The following is a 17,428-nucleotide window of genomic DNA, read 5'->3' as shown; positions in this document are numbered from 1 at the left end:
CCGGCGAACTCGCGTTCACCGATCTCTTCATAACTGAGCAAAATTACGGCGTGGTGGCGGGCGTCGCTGAGGATCTGCTTGTAGCGCGCGTAGATGGCGTCTCGCCCACCTTCCAGCACCTGCATGAAGATGCCGTCGGTGTAGCAGAGCAGGCCGGTGATGCCTTCGGCCGGGTTGTGGGCACGTGACTGCTTCAAAATCAGGCTGAGTTCCTGATCACTCATCGGGGCGTTGGCGCGGCTGGCGTACATCAGGCGAACGAGCATGGGAATGTCTCCTTGAGAGAAAAGAGGTTTGCGCGAGCTTTTTAAGGCTTGATCAGTGACAGGAACTCGCGCCGCAGATTGGGGTCCTTCAAGAAGGCGCCGCGCATCACGCTATTGGTCATCTTGGACTGGTTGTCCTTGACGCCGCGCCAGTGCATGCAGAAATGGTCGGCCTCCATCACGATGGCGAGGCCATCCGGTTGCACCCGCTCTTGCAGCTCATTGGCCAGCATGGTGACGGCTTCTTCCTGAATCTGCGGCCGGCTCATGATCCAGTCGCAGATGCGCGCGTATTTGGACAGCCCGATCAGATTGGAATGCTCGTTAGGCAGCAGGCCGATCCAGACCTTGCCCATGATCGGGCAAAGGTGGTGCGAGCAGGCGCTGCGCACGGTGATGGGGCCGACGATCATCAATTCATTCAGCCGCGTCACATTCGGGAACTCGGTCACCGCCGGCATAGCCTGGTAGCGGCCCTTGAAGATCTCCTGCATGAACATCTTGGCCACGCGTTTGGCGGTGTCTTGGGTGTTGTGATCGCTGTCGGTATCGATCACCAAGGCCCGCAAGACACCCTGCATCTGCGCCTGCACCTCGGCCTGCAGCTGCGCAAGCTCGCCGGGCTCAATGAAGTCGGCAATATTGTCATTGGCATGGTGGCGGCAGCCGGCGCCGACCAAGCGCATGCGCACTCGCTCGGATGCGGGCAGGGCCGCCAGTTGATTGGCGTCTAGGCTTACTTTTGTGGACGAATCGCCGCTCATGAATCACTCTCGCTATGGCTGGAGCGAGCATTGTGAACGGATTGCAAAGCCCGCGCACTGCCGGGTCTTGCCTTACGCGCCAGCCGGGCCCAAGAGTTGGCGCTGACCTACACTGACCGCGTGACCGAAAAGAAAATATCTCTCCCGCTGCTTTCTCCGCCGCTGCAGCGCCTGATGCTGCAGGTGGCCGACGCCGTGCAGGCGGTGCGCTCGGGGCGCTCGCTGACCGAAGTTTTGGCCGCCTGCCCGGCCGATTTGCGCCCCGGCACCCAGGCCTTGAGCTTTTATGTCCTGCGCTTGCTCGGCAGCGCCGAGGCCGCCCGCGCCTTGCTGGCACCCAAAACCCCGCCGCCCAAGATCGACAGCTTGCTGGTCAGTGCCTTGGCGCTGTTATGGCCCTGCGCGCCGGGCGTGCAGCCGCTGTACACCGATCACACCGTGGTGGATCAGGTCGTCAGCGCGGCGCGCAAACGAACGCCGGCCAGCGCCGGCTTCGTCAATGCGGTGTTGCGGCGTTTCTTGCGCGAACGCGCCGCCATCGTGCAGGCGGCGCAAGCCTCGGAGGCGGCCGCGTTCAATCACCCGCAATGGTGGATAGACCGGGTGCGCGCCGACTGGCCCGACCATTGGCAGGCGATTCTGCAGGCCAATAACCAGCATCCGCCGATGACGCTGCGCGTCAACGCCCGGCGCGGTGATGTTCTGACCAGCACCGAGGCTTATCTGGCCAGGCTGACCGCCGCCGGCATTGCCGCGGCGGCCGTGGGCCCGCTGGCTCCCCAGGCGCTGCGGCTGGAGCGGGCCTCAGCGGTCGGCTTGTTGCCGGGTTTTGCCGCTGGCGATGTGTCGGTGCAGGATGCCGCGGCGCAGTTGGCGGCGCCCTTGGTGGTCAGCGCTGTGGCGGGTTTGCCTGCCCTGCCGCCCGGCGCGCGCGTGCTCGACGCCTGCGCGGCGCCCGGCGGCAAGACCGCTCACTTGCTTGAATTGGCCGACCTGGATCTGCTGGCCCTGGACAGCGACGCCGGCCGGCTGACGCGTGTGCGGGAGAACCTCAACCGTCTCGGCGTTCAGGCACAGACGCTGGCCGCCGACGCCCGCCAAACCGATGGCGACGGCGCCTGGTGGGACGGCCGGCAGTTTGATGCCATCTTGCTGGACGCGCCCTGCAGCGCCTCCGGCATCGTGCGGCGCCACCCGGATGTGCGCTGGCTGCGGCGCGCCAGCGATATCGGCCAGTTGGCCGCCATTCAGGCCGAGTTGCTGGATGCGCTTTGGCCGACGCTGAAGCCCGGCGGGCGACTGGTTTATGTCACCTGTTCGATCTTCAAGGCCGAGGGCGAGCAGCAGGTGTATGCATTTTTGCAACGCCAGAGCGACGCTAAACAGCTGGAAATTGCCGGGCTGACCGGGCATCTGCTTGCGCTCGCTCACAATGGCGAGGCAGCAAGTACGACAGCCTCGGTTTTGGACGGCTTCTACTACGCGCTGCTGATCAAAGACCTCTGACCCCATGTCGTGCCGCCTCTGCTTGCTATGGGCGCTCAACAGCAAAGATTCGATCCGACCTTGACTTCGCCCGCCCCTCCTGCCGCCACGACAAGCCGCCTCATGCAAAGTGGCCGGCCGGCCAACTCGCTGGCGCGCAGCCACTGGCATTGGCTCGCCGCGCTGCTGTTGGCGGCCGTGCTGGGTTTGTTCACCAACAGCGCCCGGGCCGACGGGATTGAACTCAGCCAATTGAGCACTCAGCGCACCGAAGAGGGCTTGGAGCTGAGTTTCAGCACCCGTTTTGAGTTGACGCGTGTGGCCGAGGACGCGTTGATGAAGGGCGTGCCGATCTACTTTTTGGCCGAGGCCAATGTCCTGCGCAACCGCTGGTATTGGCGTGATGCCCGAGTTGCCCGCGCCAGCCGTACTTGGCGGCTCGCTTGGCAGCCCTTGACGCGGCAATTCAAGGTCAGCACCGGCGGGCTCAATCAAAGTTATTCAACCCTCTCCGATGCCTTGCTGTCCTTGCGGGGTGCGTCGGGCTGGCGCATCGCCGACAACCGTGAACTGGAAGACGAGGGTCGCTTTTATCTGGAATTCAGCTACCGGCTGGACACCAGCCAGCTGCCCAGGCCGATGCAAATCGGTTTGGGCTCACCGCAGGGCTGGGGCATGAGTATTGAGCGCAACTTCAGTCTGGCCGCCGATTTCAGCAGCAGCGTCGTCGCGCCATGAAAACCGGCTTCGAGGGCGTCGCTTGAGTCGAAAGGCGCGCTGGGCCTGGGTCATCTCGACGGTGATCGTGACGGGCGTCTGCGGGGTTCTGGCCTTTCTGCTCTCGATCGGCGGCAGCGCGCGGCCGGGCTTCTTCGAGCGTCACTATGTTTGGCTGTTTTGGCTCAACGCGACGGTAGCCGGCCTGCTGGTACTGGTCATCGGCGCGGCTGCGGTGCGCTTGGTGCTGCGGGTGCGCAGCGGCAAGTTCGGCAGCCGCTTGCTGCTCAAACTGGCCGGCATCTTCGCGCTGGTGGGGGTGGTGCCCGGCGTGATGATTTACGGCGTGTCTTATCAATTCGTCAACCGCAGCATCGAGAGCTGGTTTGACGTGCAACTGGCCAGCGCGCTGGAGGCTGGGCTGAATCTGGGCCGCGCCACCCTGGACGGGCTGGTCAGCGACCTGTCGGTCAAAACCTTGAGCGAGGCCGGGCGGCTGTCTGAGAGCAGCGGTATGCCGCAACCATTGGCCCTGGAGCGCCTGCGTGTGCAGCTCGGCGCCAGGACGGTGGACTTGGTGGGCGGCCACGGGCAAATTCTGATGTCCTCCGGCGGCGACACCAGCTCGCTGACGGCCACCCGGCCCTCGGACGCGATGCTGCGGCAGGCCCGCGCGGCCAATGTCGCCAGCCAACTGGAAGGCTTGGAAGACGAGGCACTGGCGCTGCAAGGGCAGGCGCGTATTCGTGCCCTGGCCTTGCTGCCCAACTCCGACCTGCGGCTAGGCTTAGGCACCAGCAACGGCCTGTTCGGCGAGCGCTTCTTGATGGTGGTGCAGCGGGTGCCGGCGTCGGTGGTCTCGAATGCCTTGGCGGTGCAGGCGGCCAGCGGTGAATACCAGCAGCGCGCCTTGGAGCGCGATGGCCTGCGCCGTATGTATCTCGGCACACTGACCTTGGTGTTGATTTTGGCGGTGTTCGCGGCACTGCTGCTGGCCGTCACCTTGGGCAATCAGTTGGCCCGCCCATTGTTGCTGTTGGCCGACGGCGTGCGCCAAGTGGCGCAGGGTGACCTGAGTCGCAAGCCCATGCTGGCCTCGCGCGACGAACTGGGTGGCCTGACCCGCTCATTTGCCGAGATGACCGAGCAGCTCTCCGATGCCCGCGCCATGGTGGGCCGCAGCGTGGCCGAGCTGGAGAGCGCGCGCACCCATCTGCAAACCATTCTGGACAACCTCACAGCCGGCGTGATCGTGTTTGACGCGCAAGCGCGGATCGAGACCGTCAACCCCGGGGCGGTGCGCATTCTGCAGTTGCCGGCCGAAGACCTGCGCGGCACCAGGCTGGACGAGTTGCCGCAGCTGCGGCCCTTTGTTGACGAAATCATGCAACGCTTTGAGCAAACCAGCCCGACCAGACTCAGCGGCGCGAACACCTCAAATGGCGTGGAAACCGAGCATTGGCAAGATGCCTTTGAGCTGCAACTGGAAGCCGGCAAAGACGTGCTCACGCTGCTCGTGCGCGGTGCCAAGCTGCCGCAGAATGCCCGGCTGATGGTGTTTGACGACATCTCCGAGGTGGTTTCCGCGCAGCGCTCAGCGGCCTGGAGCGAGGTGGCGCGCCGCCTCGCTCATGAGATCAAAAACCCCTTGACGCCGATCCAGCTGTCGGCCGAGCGCTTGCAACACAAGCTGGAGGCCAAGCTCGAAGGTGCCGATCAGGCGATGCTGGTCAGGTCGGTCGCCACCATCGTCAACCAAGTGCAGTCGATGAAGCAGTTGGTCAACGAGTTCCGCGACTATGCGCGGCTGCCTTCGGCGCAACTGAAAGTCCTGGACCTCAACGCCTTGGTCAGCGAGGTGCTGACGCTGTATGCCGAGGCGCAAGAATCCGGTCGTCTGCAAGCCGAGTTGGCGCCCGACGCCTGCCCGATGAAGGGTGACGCGACCCAATTGCGCCAAGTCATTCACAACCTGGTGCAGAACGCGTTGGACGCGGTGCAAGAGCGGCCCGACGGCCAAGTGATGGTGCGCACGGCACAAGTTTTCACAGAAAGCGGTGAAGCGCGCGTGTTGCGGCTTTACATCACCGACAATGGGCCTGGATTCGCAGAGAAAGTGCTCAAAAGGGCTTTCGAGCCCTACGTCACCACCAAGGCCAAGGGAACGGGTTTGGGCTTGGCGGTAGTAAAGAAGATTGCCGATGAACATGGCGCGCGCATCCGCCTGAATAATCTTCACGCGGCGGGAGATGAAACCCAGCCCGTCTTGGGTGCGCAAGTTTCGATATCATTTTCAAAATTTTCAACTGCAGCGGTCGACGCCGGCACTGCAGGCAAGCCGGCGTGAACTAGGACTCCATGGCAACAATTCTTGTAGTTGACGACGAATTGGGCATTCGTGCCCTGTTGTCGGAAATCCTCAGTGATGAGGGTCACACGATAGAGATGGCTGAGAACGCTGCGCAGGCTCGCGCCGTGCGTGAGCGCATGCGGCCGGATCTGGTGTTGCTCGATATCTGGATGCCCGACGTGGATGGCATCACCTTGCTGAAGGAATGGGGCGGTGCTGGTTTACTGACCATGCCTGTCATCATGATGAGCGGCCATGGCACGATTGACACGGCGGTCGAAGCGACCAAGTTCGGTGCCATCGCTTTCCTGGAGAAGCCGATCACGCTGCAAAAGCTGCTGCGTGCTGTGGAGCAGTCCTTGGTCAAAGTGGCGCCGCGTCCCGCGCCGCCGGCGGGCGTGTCGACCTATCTGCGCAGCGAAATGCCGGTTCAATATGTGAGCCCGAACATCGGCATGCTGCCGCAGTCGGTGCAGCCGGCGTTGGGGCTGGCGTCGGAGCAGAGCTTCGAACTGGATCGTCCCCTGCGTGAAGCGCGTGACGCTTTCGAGAAAAGCTACTTTGAATTCCACCTATCGAAAGAGAACGGTTCGATGACGCGCGTCGCCGAAAAGACCGGGCTTGAGCGCACGCATTTGTATCGAAAGCTGAAGCAATTGGGTGTTGATCTCAGTCGAAACAAGCGCGGCAGCGGAATCTAATGCTATAGTCGCGGTCTTCGCTGAACTGACGCAGATTTTTTGCTTCAAACAGTGTTGAAAAGATAACGGTAAATAGATAAGGCCTGGTAGCTCAGTCGGTAGAGCAGCGGATTGAAAATCCGCGTGTCGGTGGTTCGATTCCGCCCCAGGCCACCAAACGAAATTGGCTCCCCATGTGGGAGCCATTTTTGTTTGGGGGTTTGACGGGCGGATGAGAACCACCGAAGTGGTTCGCTCTGTGACAGCCGGTGGCTGTCACAGGACATCGCACAGCGATGGTCCGCAGTGCCCGGGAGGGCACGGAGGATGACTGATCGGCCTGAGCCGAGCAGGCACATTCCGCCGGTGGTGGCGTGGTTACACTGCATCGCGCTGTAAGCACTTAGGCGAGAGCCCCGCACAGGAAACTGATCGGGGCTTTTCTACAATTCGAATCAATATCTACAAAAAACTTAATCGCCGGGTTTGATCGAGTTGGAACCGTCAAATTTGTGGTGTACAAAGTGACAATATAGAAGGTTGGGCCAGTCCTTGAACTTTGGCCGTCCGAAAAGCACGTGGAGAACTCAATGAGTCAGCAAAAGCGCCAGATCGCAGCGAAGCAAGCAAGTGCCCCTCAGCAAACAAAGAAGACTTCGAAGCGCCCGAGTCGCGCCGAGCAGCATGAGAAATTTTTTGGTCTTCAATTCGTTGTCCCCGTAGTCCAAGAGGGTGAGTACTTCCAGCAAGTGAATGGTTACGGCGACCAACGATTTTCCGAAGCCACGATTTACGTAGGAGCCTAGATGCCGGCCTGGGGAGAAGTACTACAAGAAATTGGTCAAATAGAGAATGGTGGCGATCCAAATGCATTGGATACGGTGCGAAGGCGCTATCTAGCCCAACTCAGCGCAAAGACTGGGCGCACGACGATCGTCTATTACTCTGCCTGGGTCTCGACACAGCAGAATAGTCCGCTTTACAGCATCAACGATGATGACAAAGTCGGGTTCATGCAGGCATGCCACAAGGTGGAAAAGGGCGCAGGACTTGACTTGATACTGCACACGCCGGGCGGTTCAGTCTCTGCAGCCGAGTCGATCGTTGACTACCTAAAGAAGATCTATCTGGGCGACATCCGCGTAATCGTCCCTCAGATCGCCATGTCGGCGGGGACCATGATTGCCTGCGCTGCGCGCAGCATCGTCATGGGCAAGCAGTCCAATCTCGGGCCAATCGATCCTCATGTAAACGGATTGCCGGCATACGGAGTCATTGACGAATTCGAAAGAGCAGTAAGAGAATCGACTCATAGTCCTGGTGCCGCTCGCATGTGGCAGACCATCATCGGGAAGTATCACCCGACATTCCTTTCTAGCTGCGAACATGCCATCGAACTCTCCAAGGAGATTGTGAAGCGCTGGTTGGAGGAGGAGATGTTCGCAGCCGAGCCCAAAAGGAAGAGCATGGCCAACAAGGTCGTAGCCGCGCTTTCTAGCCGAGACCACAATCGAGAGCATGGGCGGCACATTCATGCTGAGCGCTGTATCGAAATAGGACTGAAAGTTGAGGCCCTTGAGGCTGATCCAGTATTGCAAGATTTGGTGCTGACCGTTCACCACGCCTGCACGCATACGCTGACTTTCGGCAACGTTGCCAAGTTGATTGAAAACCATCTTGGGGCAACCTACATTCGGCGAGTTGGTGTTCCACACTAGCGTAAAGGTTGAACGCGTTCCCCAACTCGCTGCCGAACATAGTGCTCGGTCATCTCTCGATTGCGATGCCCAAGCAGCTTTTGCGAATGCGCCAGGTCGCCCGTATCGGTCGCAGCCTTGGCCCGCAAATCCCGAAACTGAAACGACACTCCGGCCGCCTTCTTGGCCTCGTCAAAGCGCGAACGCCATACAAAAAAGGTGGCCAGCGGGCTTGCCGTCATCGTCCTATATCAACCAGGACCTTAAACGTACGCGCGGCCGGCTGCGGCCTGTCAACAGCGCCTGAAGTTCGGCAAAGGTTCGGTGCTCAAAACCGAGGGCATTGGCCTCATGCTTGGCGCCAATGCCAATGCCAGGGCCGGCCCTCAGGCCATGATGTTCGCCCCGCCGTCGATATAGACCGTGTTGCCCGAGATGTGGCGCGCATAGCGCGTCGCCATATAGGCGCAGGCATAGCCGACGTCCATGATGTCGATCAACTCGCCCAGCGGCGCGCGCTGCTCGGTGTCATGCAGCAAAGCCTCAAAGTCCTTCAGCCCTGAGGCGGCGCGGGTCTTCAGCGGGCCGGGCGAGATGGCGTGCACGCGAATGCCTTGGTGGCCCAGTTCAAAAGCCAGGTAGCGGCAAGCGGCCTCCAGCGCGGCCTTGACCGGGCCCATCACGTTGTAGTTCGGCACCACCTTGTTGGCGCCGTGATAGCTCATCGCAAACATCGAGCCGCCGTCCGTCATCAAGGGTGCGGCCAGCTTGGCCATGCGGATGAAGGAATGGCAGGACACATCCATTGCCTTGGCGAAGCCTTCGGCCGAGCAACTCAGCAAGCCGCCTTGCAGATCGTCCTTGGGGGCAAAAGCGATTGAGTGCAGGACGATGTCGAGCTGACCCCAGCGCGCGGCTATCTGCTCGAACACCGCCTCCATTTGCCCCGGCTGCGTCACGTCCAGCGGCAAACACAGCGGCGCGTCGATGGCGCGTGCCAAGGGCTCGACATGGGGGCGGGCTTTTTCGTTCAAAAAGGTCACGGCGACTTCGGCGCCCAGCTCCTTGAACGCTTGGGCACAACCCCAGGCGATCGAAGCCTCATTGGCGATGCCCACCACCAAGGCCTTTTTGCCGGCCAGCGGTTGGTTGACGCCGGCGTGTTCATGCGTGCTGTTCATGGCGGGTGCTGTCCTCTTGCTGGTTGAGCAGCGCCAGGCAGTGGCGCGCGATGGTGAGTTCTTCGTTGGTGGGGATCACCCACGCGGCGCAACGGCTGCCGGGTCGGCTGATGCGGGGGCCGCCGGCCAGATTGGCGGCCTCGTCCAGCTCGACGCCGAGCCAGGCGGCAGCGCGGCAGATGGCCGCGCGCACCGGCACACTGTGCTCGCCGATGCCGGCCGTGAAGACGATGGCGTCCAGCCCGCCCAACGCGGCAGCCAGCGAGCCTAACTCCCGGCCGATGCGGTAGACAAACAGCTCGATCGCCTCGATCGCGCGCGGGTCTTGGCTCTCGCTCAGGGGGCGCATATCGCTGGAAATGCCGGACACGCCCAGCAGCCCCGATTCCTTGTACAGCAGCCGCTCCAGCGCACGCGCATCCATCTTCAGCTCGTCCATCAGGTAGAGCAGCACGCCGGGGTCCAGGCTGCCGCAGCGGCTGCCCATCATCAGGCCGTCCACGGCGGTGAAGCCCATCGAGCTGGCGATGCTCTTACCCCTCAGCAGCGCGCACATGCTGGCGCCATTGCCCAGATGCAGCGCGACGGTTTTGCCGGCAGCGGCTTGGGCGTCGTAGTCGGGCAGCGCGCGCGCAATGAACTCATAGCTCAGGCCGTGAAAGCCATAACGCCGCACACCCCGGTCAGTGATGTGTCGAGGCAGCGCAAAAGCTTGCGACACCGCCGGCGCCGTGCGGTGAAAAGCGGTGTCGAAGCAGGCCACTTGCGGCAGACCCGGCAGACGCTGCGCGATCAGGCGAATCGCCAGCAAGTTGTGCGGCTGGTGCAGCGGCGCCAGCGCTACCAAGCTCTGCAAATAACTGAGCAGATCAGCGCTTACAAACTCAGGCGCGGCATGCATCAGGCCGCCATGCACGACCCGGTGCCCGACGCCGATCAAGCGCATGCCGCCGCCGTTGTGCTCGCGCAGCCATTCAGCAAGGTAGTCGATCGCGCCGCTGTGTCCCAAGGGGCCCGGCGCGGGTGCGGGGGCCGGGCCGGGCCAGCGCTGCTCGCCGAGCGACTCGCCGCGCGCATTCTTGGCCCAAAAATGCGCGGCCGCCCCCAGCTCCTCGATGCCGCCGTTGGCGAGCAGATGCAGCTGCCCCTCATCAGTCACCCGGTAGACGCTGAACTTCAGGCTCGACGAGCCGGCATTCAGCACCAACAGCGCATCGTGGCTGCTGCCGTGCGGCAGGCTCATGGGGCCGCCTTGGCTGGCAAGCCGGGCAGGCTTGGTTGCGTTTGCTGAGCCTGCAGCGCCTTGTTATGCCGCGCCAGCAGCACCGCCACCGCGCAGGAGGCCAGCCGAGTCAGCAGCGAGTCGGCGCGGCTGGTCAGGATGATGGGCACGCGGGCGCCCAGCACGATGCCGGCGGCGTCGGATTCGGCCAGGAAGGACAGGCTCTTGGCCAGCATATTGCCGGCGTCCAGATTGGGCACGACCAAGATGTCGGCATTGCCGGCGACCGGGCCACCGATGTTTTTGATAGCGGCGGCCTCGGGGCTGATCGCGTTGTCCAGCGCCAACGGGCCGTCGAGCAGGCCGCCGGTGATCTGGCCACGATCGGCCATCTTGCACAGGGCGGCCGCTTCGATGGTGGAGGGCACATTCGGGTTGACGGTTTCCATGGCCGACAGAATCGCCACCTTGGGGCAGGCAATGCCCAGCGCATGGGCCAACTCGATCGCGTTTTGCACGATGTGGACCTTGTCTTGCAAGCTGGGCGCGATATTGATGGCCGCATCGGTGATGAACAAGGCGCTGGCGTGGCGCGGCACATCCATCACGAAACAATGACTGATGCGCCGCTCGGTGCGCAGGCCGCTGTCGCGCTTGACGACGGCGGCCATCAGTTCGTCGGTGTGCAAGCTGCCCTTCATCAACAGCTCGGCGCGGCCGTCCCGCACCAAGGCCACGGCCAGCTCGGCGGCCGCGTGGCTGAACGGCGCGTCAACGATCTCGTAAGGCGAGATGTCCAGCTCGGCGGCGCGGGCGGCCGCTTCAATGCGGTCGCGCGGCCCGACCAGGATGGGCGTTATCAGCCCGAGCTTGGCCGCGTCGATGGCGCCGGCCAAAGAGGCGGCATCAACCGGATGGGCGACGGCCGTCAGCGCCGGCGGCAGGTCTTTGACGGCTGCAATCAGGCGCTCGTATTTCTCGCCTGGCTTGATTTCACTCATGCGCTGGTGCTCCAGTGTTTGGGGTGGCTTCGGCCGCGATCGGCTCCAAGTGCACCTGCAAGGCCTGCGCCAGCTGCGCCAAACGCTGCGCATGGGCGTCGCTGAGCGCGCCTTGGGCGCGGGCAATCTTGCCCACCAGCGCAAAAGCGCTGCGCGCCTGAGCCGGGTCCGGCAGCATCTGCGGCAGCGCCGCCAGCGCACGCGCGCGGTCCAGCAGCAGGGCGCGGTGCTGGGTTTTGGCCGAGCGTTTCAGGTCGGCCAAGGTCAGTGTGGTCTCGCCGGCGGCATGGGCTTCTTGCAAGAGCAGCTGCAGCATGCGCAGCGGGCGCTCGTCCAGCCCTGAGCCGTCCGAGGCGACATGAATCAACATGCGCATGCCGGCATCCAGCGCGCTACCTTGCTCGATGCAGGCCTCATCGGCTGCGTGCGTGTGCGCGGGGACGGCGGCCCGCTCGGGCGCCGGCGCAGCGGCCGGCAGGGCGGCGCTCAGCAGTGGCGAGTTGTAGATATTCAAAAACAGCTGCTCCTGCGCGGCATCGCGCGCGTCGCGGTAGCTGTTGAGCGTCTGCTCGATCCAGGCCGAGCCGGCTTGTTCGGCCCGCACAAAGGGGTTGTCGGGGGCAACCGGCCGGCGCTGCTGGCGCACGGCGTTAGCAATCGACTTGACCGGCCACAGCGCCGGGTTTTTGTCCGACACCAGCCAGCGCTCCATGCGCGCCGGGTTGAGCTTGCGGGCCAGCTTGGCGCTGGGCTCATTGGCCAGCACCTTGACCACCGGCGAGAGGAATTTATCGTAATTGGCCTGGTTGATTTCGGCCACGCGGCGCGCCATGTCAAAGGCCTGTTCATCGTCCCGGCCATCATCCAGCGCCAGAATGTCGCTGACCTCGCGCGGGTGGAAGGTCGACAGATAGCGCCCGTCGGTCAGCTCCAAGTGGCTCATCTCCGGCGCCGTGTCTTCAATCGTCATTTCATACAAGCCCGGCGGCAGCATATCGATCAGGTCAAGCGCGGCGGCAATCTCGGTGGTTTCCTTTTTGGCCACGCCGGAAGAAACAAAAATGCCCAGATGGCCGACCTTCTCATGCAGGCAGTAGACGATGGTCTGCTCATGGGCGCGGATCTCGCTGGTGTTGGCGTAGAGATCGGCGATCCAATTCAGCGCCTGCTGCGGCGGCGTGATGTTGTCGCCCCAGGAGGCGAACACGATGATGGGCGCGCGGATCTTGCGCAGGTCGATCTGCAGCGCGCCGTCGGCGGTCTGCACGCCACCGCGCGCCAGCCGGTTGCCGACGAACAGGTTCTGCACGATCCAGTCCATCTCGGCCTTGTTCATCAGGTAATGCCCACCCCACCAGCGCTCGAAGTCCAGGAAGCGCTCGCGTTCGGTGTCGACCTGCGCGTACAAGTTGTAGAGTTTGCCCCAGTGGGTATTGGCCGGGTTGAGCTTCTCGAAGTTGCTGACCAGATGCGCGCCGTCGAACTTGCCGTTGCCCAGATCGCCGGTCAGCGAGGCCACCCAGGAGCCGCCCATCAGCCCGCCCGCATAGCGCATCGGATGCTTGCCCTCGACGCCGGCCCAGTAAGACACCGGCGCGCCGGCCAGCAAAATCGGCCCGACCGCCTCGGGCTGTGCGGCCGCCAGCAGCAGCAAGGCCCAGCCGCCCTGGCAGTTGCCGATCACAAAAGGCTTGTTGTCAGCACCCGGATGCAGGGCGGCGACATGTTGCAGAAACTTCAGCTCGGCGCGCGCCACCGCTTCGATGGTCTGGCCCGGCATTGGCTCGGGGAAGAAGCTGAAAAAGTAGCAGGGGTGGCCGGCCTGCAGCGCAATGCCTATTTCGCTGTCGGGCTTGAAGCCGCCGATGCCGGGGCCGTGGCCGGCGCGCGGGTCGATAACCACGAACGGGCGTTTGGCCGGGTCGGTTGGCAGCTCGGGTGGCGGCGTGATGCGCACCAGTGCGTAGTTGGCGGGCAAGTCGAAAGCGCGCGCGTCCAGGATGGTTTCGAAGTCGAACACCAGCACCGGCGGCTTGCCCGACTTGGCATGCTCGGCGTAGAGATTGCCGCGTTCGCGCAGCACGTCCAGCGTCAGCACCGAGCGCTGCCAAGCGTCTATCCAATAACTGAGCACCTGTTTGCCCGGCAGCTGATCGCTCCAGCTGGCGTGGGTGGACTGCAGAAAAGATTGATTGAACATCGGTTTTCCAGTGGCGCTGCCACGTTGAAGATGAGTTCTGTTTGATCAATTGTGCAGCGCAGCAATTGCATCATCAATCTTTTTTGTTGCGTCTATGTGTCGGCGCGCGGCTGCTTGAGCATTAAAACCAGCAGCGTCAGCGCGCACAAGCCGGCGCCCGCATAAAAGGTGGCCTCGGCGCCCCAGCCGTCCCACAGCAGGCCGGCCAAGGCGCTGGCCAGCAGCATGGCGACACCGCTGAGCAGGTTGAAAAAGCCATAAGCCGTGCCGCGCAAATGGGCCGGGGCGGTGTCAGCCACCATGGTGGCCAGCAGGCCTTGCGTGAGCCCCATGTGCACGCCCCAGAGCAGCACGCCGCCGAGCAGCGCCGCCAGGCTTGTGCTGCTGGCCAAGAGCAAATCAGCGGCCAGCAAGACCAACAGCCCAAGCGCCAGCAGCGACTTGTGACTGACGCGATCCGACAGCTTGCCAAACGGGTAAGCGCTGGCCGCATAGACCAAATTCATCGCCACCATCACCAACGGAATCAAGGCCAGCGACAGGCCGCTCTGCTGCGCCCGCAGGACCAAAAAGGCCTCACTGAAGCGTGCCAAGGTGAACAGCCCGCCGATCAGCACCACCCACCAATAGGCCGGCGAGAGCTGGCGCAGATTGGCGCGGCTGATCGGGTTGTGGCGCTTCTCGGTCGAACTGGCCTTGGGTTCACGCACACCAAAAGCCAGCAAGGCGACCGCCATAACCCCAGGAATCACTGCCACCCAGAACACCGCGCGGAAGTCATTCGCCCACAGCAGCATCAAGCCTACCGCCAGCAGCGGCCCCAGCACCGCGCCGATCGAGTCGAGTGATTGGCGCAGGCCAAAAGCCGCACCGCGCTGCTCCGGCGGCGCCAGATCGGCCACCAGCGCGTCGCGCGGCGCACCGCGTATGCCTTTGCCGACCCGGTCGGTCAAGCGCGCTGCGACGACCCAACCGATGCCACCGGCCAGCGCAAAGACGGGTTTCGTCGCCGCGCCCAGGCCGTAGCCGAGTAACGCCAAGCCTTTGCGGCGCCCGAGGTAGTCACTCAAAGCGCCGGAGAAGACCTTGACGATCAAGGCCGTGGCCTCGGCCGCGCCTTCGATCAGACCGACCGTGAGGGCCGAAGCGCCCAGCGTGCCGACCATGAACAGCGGCAGCAGGCTGTGCACCATCTCGGACGACACATCCATCAAGAGGCTGACGAAGCCCAGCATCCAGATGGCGGCGGGGAGCTTGGGTTTGGCTTGCTTGGCTGTGGTCATGAATTTGCTTTCGGCTGGGATAGTAGCAAGCCGGCCGGTCTAACTCTTGCCGTCACTCCGCAACTGCAGCCCCAGCAGCTTGAGCATGCCCGCATGGTTGAGCCAGCCGCGCATCGCGGGCCTGCAGCCAGTCGATGCGGGCATTGCTCGGACAACTGTTCGGCTTGACGGGCAGCTCGGGCCGTTGCAGCAGCGCCGCGGCGGCGGCCTTGTCGACTTCGATCGGCAGCATCTTGCCCTCGCGCACCCGCGCGCCACTGGCCGAATCGAGCGCGCAGGTGGGCTCGTCGGCCAGGCCGAGTCGCGTCAACAAGGCCTCGGCCTGCACCACGTCGCTGTGTGCTAACTCCGGATCAAGGCTGACCAGCCGGCCTGTTGTTTTGTGATTTTCAAATTTTGTCCCCGCACGCTCAGGGGAGGCGCCCGGCAATATACCCAGGACAGTGCCATCGGCGCAGTGTGAGTCGTCATGGCGCCAGCCCAAGCGGCGTCGCTGGGTCCTGAAAAAAGCCCGCTTGAAGCGGGCTGGTTCTGTACGGATTAGGTGGCCAAATTTTCGTTGTCGTTGTCGTTGTCGTTGTCGTCGTCGTCTGCGGCAGCCAGCACTTCGCCTGGTGTGCGGTGGCTGCGCGGTTCATGTTTTTCGAGTGCGCCGGCGACGGCGCGTTTGAGCTTGCGCATGGCGCCGTCGATGGCTTGGTGGGCGCTGCCGGCGTTCACCTTGACGATCACCGGCTCCAATCCGGTCAGGCGGGCTTCGAGTGTGCAGTGGATGTCGTTGTCGGCCGTTTTGGCATGGCCGTTGACGTCGCTGAGATGGGCCTCGACCCGGGTGATGCGCTCGCCGAAGCGGTCGAGGGCATCTTTGGCGACGCTCTTCAAGTGGTCGGCCATGTGCTGGCTGGCTTCAATATTCGAATCGGTTTGGAGCAGAACTTGCATAGGTGCCTAGCTTTCTTTCTGGTGAACGAACAAAGCATGGTCTTCACTGTAAAGCAATTGCTACATGGAGCCGACTCGCAGAATTCCAAGGGCAGTACGCGCGCCTGCATGATGGCCTGCACTGGAGACCGCCCGGCGCAGCGGCGTTCGTGAGGCTCTTCACGCTTTGATGCGCCGCCCCCTCGGAACGCGGGGATGTGCGGCTTGAGCGCAGCCGGAACAATTCAAGGCATCGAATCGCAATCCCGCGGCTCGGCAGAAATCGAAAGTTGCCAATATGAAAAAGCTCATCCTTGCCGCCCTGATCGCCGCGCCCGCACTCAGCTTTGCCGCCGGTCCGGAAATGGTCGTCAACGGCAGCTTCGAGCAGTACAGCGGCGCCAGCTTCAACGGCTTTGCCAAGCTCGCCGCTGGCGCCTCCGAGCTGACCGGCTGGACCGTCGGCGCCACCTCGGTGGACATCATCAACGGCAACTACGGCGCGGTCAGCGGCAACAGCATCGATATGCTGGGCACGCCCGGCCCCGGCTCGGTCGCGCAGACGCTGAGCACCGTGATTGGTCAGACCTATTGGTTGCAGTTCGACCTGTCGTCCAACCGCGGCGGTGACAACGATGCCGCCGGCAAGGAGCTCACCGTTGCCGGCCTGGGCGGTGGTGCAGCGATGAGTTTTTCCGCGCTGACGCCCGGCGTCGCGCATCAGTCTTACAGCTTCACGGCCGACTCGACCTCCACCCTGCTGCAGTTCAGCAGCGGCCCGTCCGGCTTCTCGGGTTCGGTGCTGGACAACGTCTCGGTCACCGCGGTGCCCGAGCCACAGACTTATGCGTTGATGCTGGGCGGGCTTGCTGCCATGGCTTTTGTGGCGCGGCGCCGCCAGCAGCCGCAATAAGCTTGCTGCAGATGTAAAAAAACCGGCCCTTGTGGCCGGTTTTTTTGTTCCGCGCGTTCAGCGCCAGTTTGGCTTGCCGCGTTGGCGGCGGGTGCCCCAAGCCAGCAGACCCAGGCCGCCCAGCATCAGCGCGTAGCTGCTCGGTTCGGGCACGGCGGCGGTGAAGCTCAGGTTGATGCCGCCGTTGGGCGCGGGCTCGAAGTCGATGCCGAACGGGTCATAACCGCCCGCTTCGGCGCATGAGCCGCCGTAACCGCCATAGCAATCGGCGCCGGAGTTGACGATGTAAGTGCCGTCGAAGCTGGCGGTCGCCTTCAAGGTGTAGGTCAGCTCCAATGATTCGTTAGCGCCGATGGTCCCGAGGTTCAGCAAGCCCTGGTAGTTGTCCGAGATGACATAAGCCCCGCCGGCCAAACCGCCGCCGGCCATTTGGATGGCGCCCGGCCCTTCCAAGCTGCCGACCGTGAAGCCGCTGGCCGAGGCGCTGCTGCTGAGGCCGCTGAAGTTCAGGCTGGCGGCGCCGCTGGCGACGCTGCCGCTGCCGCTGACACCGTAGCCGATGTTCCAGACGTTGGCGCCGCCCCAGCTGATGTCGCCCATCAAGCTGGCCGCCGCGCTGAAGCTGAGCAGATTGGGTGTGCCCGAAGACTCGCTATCGAGCAAGATCGAGGTGCGGCTGCGCGGGATATGAAAGCTGAAGGACACGTTTTGTGCGCTGGCATACGGGTTCGTCACCGTCTGGCGAAAG

18 protein-coding genes and 1 tRNA gene are annotated in these 17,428 nt (G+C 63.3%); 8 read left to right on the top strand and 11 right to left on the bottom strand.

The features are described 5' to 3' along the window. Nucleotides 1-266: BLUF domain-containing protein (locus RMO57_RS21355; protein ID WP_310390108.1), on the bottom strand; the 266-nt coding region annotated here is incomplete at its 3' end. A gap of 41 nt (nucleotides 267-307) precedes the next feature. Continuing rightward, entirely contained in the window at nucleotides 308-952 is a 645-nt protein-coding gene (gene folE, locus RMO57_RS21350) for a GTP cyclohydrolase I (protein WP_310390111.1), read from the bottom strand. Between the two features lie 198 nt (nucleotides 953-1,150). Between folE and rsmB the strand changes: the two genes are divergently transcribed. The 7 genes from rsmB to RMO57_RS21315 all read left to right on the top strand — a co-directional run bounded on the left by rsmB (nucleotide 1,151) and on the right by RMO57_RS21315 (nucleotide 7,980). Then, nucleotides 1,151-2,536: a 16S rRNA (cytosine(967)-C(5))-methyltransferase RsmB gene (gene rsmB / locus RMO57_RS21345; RefSeq protein ID WP_310390106.1), complete on the top strand. Its 1,386-nt coding sequence runs from the start codon at nucleotides 1,151-1,153 to the stop codon at nucleotides 2,534-2,536. 102 nt (nucleotides 2,537-2,638) lie between these two features. Beyond that, nucleotides 2,639-3,253, top strand: coding sequence for a DUF4390 domain-containing protein (locus RMO57_RS21340; protein WP_310390104.1), 615 nt, complete (start codon nucleotides 2,639-2,641; stop codon nucleotides 3,251-3,253). 22 nt (nucleotides 3,254-3,275) lie between these two features. Beyond that, nucleotides 3,276-5,579 (top strand): sensor histidine kinase, encoded by a 2,304-nt coding sequence (locus tag RMO57_RS21335; protein ID WP_310390102.1) that lies wholly within the window; start codon nucleotides 3,276-3,278, stop codon nucleotides 5,577-5,579. Nucleotides 5,580-5,590: 11 nt separating this feature from the next. Then, nucleotides 5,591-6,283, top strand: a complete 693-nt coding sequence (locus RMO57_RS21330) for a response regulator (RefSeq protein ID WP_310390100.1) — start codon at nucleotides 5,591-5,593, stop codon at nucleotides 6,281-6,283. A gap of 80 nt (nucleotides 6,284-6,363) precedes the next feature. Next, nucleotides 6,364-6,439 (top strand) — tRNA-Phe (locus RMO57_RS21325). Between the two features lie 413 nt (nucleotides 6,440-6,852). Then, entirely contained in the window at nucleotides 6,853-7,068 is a 216-nt protein-coding gene (locus RMO57_RS21320; RefSeq protein WP_310390098.1) for a hypothetical protein, read from the top strand. Beyond that, entirely contained in the window at nucleotides 7,069-7,980 is a 912-nt protein-coding gene (locus RMO57_RS21315) for an SDH family Clp fold serine proteinase (protein WP_310390096.1), read from the top strand. On the opposite strand, the gene RMO57_RS21310 is transcribed toward RMO57_RS21315, so the two are convergent. The 8 genes from RMO57_RS21310 to RMO57_RS21275 all read right to left on the bottom strand — a co-directional run bounded on the left by RMO57_RS21310 (nucleotide 7,977) and on the right by RMO57_RS21275 (nucleotide 15,788). Then, nucleotides 7,977-8,201 (bottom strand): hypothetical protein, encoded by a 225-nt coding sequence (locus RMO57_RS21310; protein WP_310390094.1) that lies wholly within the window; start codon nucleotides 8,199-8,201, stop codon nucleotides 7,977-7,979. The genes RMO57_RS21315 and RMO57_RS21310 overlap by 4 nt on opposite strands. 144 nt (nucleotides 8,202-8,345) lie before the next feature. Further along, nucleotides 8,346-9,140 (bottom strand): enoyl-ACP reductase FabI, encoded by a 795-nt coding sequence (gene fabI, locus RMO57_RS21305; protein ID WP_310390091.1) that lies wholly within the window; start codon nucleotides 9,138-9,140, stop codon nucleotides 8,346-8,348. Continuing rightward, nucleotides 9,124-10,383 (bottom strand): acetate/propionate family kinase, encoded by a 1,260-nt coding sequence (locus tag RMO57_RS21300; protein WP_310390089.1) that lies wholly within the window; start codon nucleotides 10,381-10,383, stop codon nucleotides 9,124-9,126. The genes fabI and RMO57_RS21300 overlap by 17 nt, the downstream gene beginning before the upstream one ends. Next, nucleotides 10,380-11,363, bottom strand: coding sequence for a phosphate acetyltransferase (locus RMO57_RS21295; protein ID WP_310390087.1), 984 nt, complete (start codon nucleotides 11,361-11,363; stop codon nucleotides 10,380-10,382). The genes RMO57_RS21300 and RMO57_RS21295 overlap by 4 nt, the downstream gene beginning before the upstream one ends. Next, nucleotides 11,356-13,563, bottom strand: a complete 2,208-nt coding sequence (locus tag RMO57_RS21290; RefSeq protein ID WP_310390085.1) for a DUF3141 domain-containing protein — start codon at nucleotides 13,561-13,563, stop codon at nucleotides 11,356-11,358. Before RMO57_RS21290 ends, RMO57_RS21295 begins: the two co-directional genes overlap by 8 nt. Before the next feature lie 92 nt (nucleotides 13,564-13,655). After that, nucleotides 13,656-14,846, bottom strand: a complete 1,191-nt coding sequence (locus RMO57_RS21285; protein ID WP_310390084.1) for an MFS transporter — start codon at nucleotides 14,844-14,846, stop codon at nucleotides 13,656-13,658. Between the two features lie 52 nt (nucleotides 14,847-14,898). Further along, a complete protein-coding gene (locus RMO57_RS21280) occupies nucleotides 14,899-15,159 on the bottom strand; it encodes a hypothetical protein (protein ID WP_310390083.1) in 261 nt (86 codons plus the stop codon). A gap of 227 nt (nucleotides 15,160-15,386) precedes the next feature. Beyond that, nucleotides 15,387-15,788: an HPF/RaiA family ribosome-associated protein gene (locus RMO57_RS21275; RefSeq protein ID WP_310390081.1), complete on the bottom strand. Its 402-nt coding sequence runs from the start codon at nucleotides 15,786-15,788 to the stop codon at nucleotides 15,387-15,389. A gap of 277 nt (nucleotides 15,789-16,065) precedes the next feature. Here RMO57_RS21275 and RMO57_RS21270 point away from each other — a divergent pair, with 277 nt between their 5' ends. Further along, nucleotides 16,066-16,680: a choice-of-anchor C family PEP-CTERM protein gene (locus RMO57_RS21270; protein ID WP_310390079.1), complete on the top strand. Its 615-nt coding sequence runs from the start codon at nucleotides 16,066-16,068 to the stop codon at nucleotides 16,678-16,680. Between the two features lie 57 nt (nucleotides 16,681-16,737). Here the strand turns inward: RMO57_RS21270 and RMO57_RS21265 are convergent. Further along, on the bottom strand, nucleotides 16,738-17,428 hold a 691-nt coding region (locus RMO57_RS21265), incomplete at its 5' end, for a PEP-CTERM sorting domain-containing protein (RefSeq protein ID WP_310390076.1).

It is taken from the genome of Roseateles sp. (assembly GCF_031397715.1).
Classification (GTDB): Bacteria; Pseudomonadota; Gammaproteobacteria; order Burkholderiales; family Burkholderiaceae_C; genus Paucibacter_A.
The sequence above is the reverse complement of the archived record's forward strand: the minus strand, read 5'-3'. Positions and strand labels throughout refer to the sequence as shown.

Excerpts from the sequence above, each read along its gene's own strand:
- folE (WP_310390111.1), bottom strand. The coding sequence starts at position 952 with ATGCGCTTGGTCGGCGCCGGCTGCCGCCACCATGCCAATGACAATATT.
- RMO57_RS21340 (WP_310390104.1), top strand. The coding sequence starts at position 2,639 with ATGCAAAGTGGCCGGCCGGCCAACTCGCTGGCGCGCAGCCACTGGCAT.
- RMO57_RS21330 (WP_310390100.1), top strand. The coding sequence starts at position 5,591 with ATGGCAACAATTCTTGTAGTTGACGACGAATTGGGCATTCGTGCCCTG.
- RMO57_RS21320 (WP_310390098.1), top strand. The coding sequence starts at position 6,853 with ATGAGTCAGCAAAAGCGCCAGATCGCAGCGAAGCAAGCAAGTGCCCCT.
- RMO57_RS21315 (WP_310390096.1), top strand. The coding sequence starts at position 7,069 with ATGCCGGCCTGGGGAGAAGTACTACAAGAAATTGGTCAAATAGAGAAT.
- RMO57_RS21310 (WP_310390094.1), bottom strand. The coding sequence starts at position 8,201 with ATGACGGCAAGCCCGCTGGCCACCTTTTTTGTATGGCGTTCGCGCTTT.
- fabI (WP_310390091.1), bottom strand. The coding sequence starts at position 9,140 with ATGAACAGCACGCATGAACACGCCGGCGTCAACCAACCGCTGGCCGGC.
- RMO57_RS21300 (WP_310390089.1), bottom strand. The coding sequence starts at position 10,383 with ATGAGCCTGCCGCACGGCAGCAGCCACGATGCGCTGTTGGTGCTGAAT.
- RMO57_RS21295 (WP_310390087.1), bottom strand. The coding sequence starts at position 11,363 with ATGAGTGAAATCAAGCCAGGCGAGAAATACGAGCGCCTGATTGCAGCC.
- RMO57_RS21290 (WP_310390085.1), bottom strand. The coding sequence starts at position 13,563 with ATGTTCAATCAATCTTTTCTGCAGTCCACCCACGCCAGCTGGAGCGAT.
- RMO57_RS21285 (WP_310390084.1), bottom strand. The coding sequence starts at position 14,846 with ATGACCACAGCCAAGCAAGCCAAACCCAAGCTCCCCGCCGCCATCTGG.
- RMO57_RS21275 (WP_310390081.1), bottom strand. The coding sequence starts at position 15,788 with ATGCAAGTTCTGCTCCAAACCGATTCGAATATTGAAGCCAGCCAGCAC.
- RMO57_RS21270 (WP_310390079.1), top strand. The coding sequence starts at position 16,066 with ATGAAAAAGCTCATCCTTGCCGCCCTGATCGCCGCGCCCGCACTCAGC.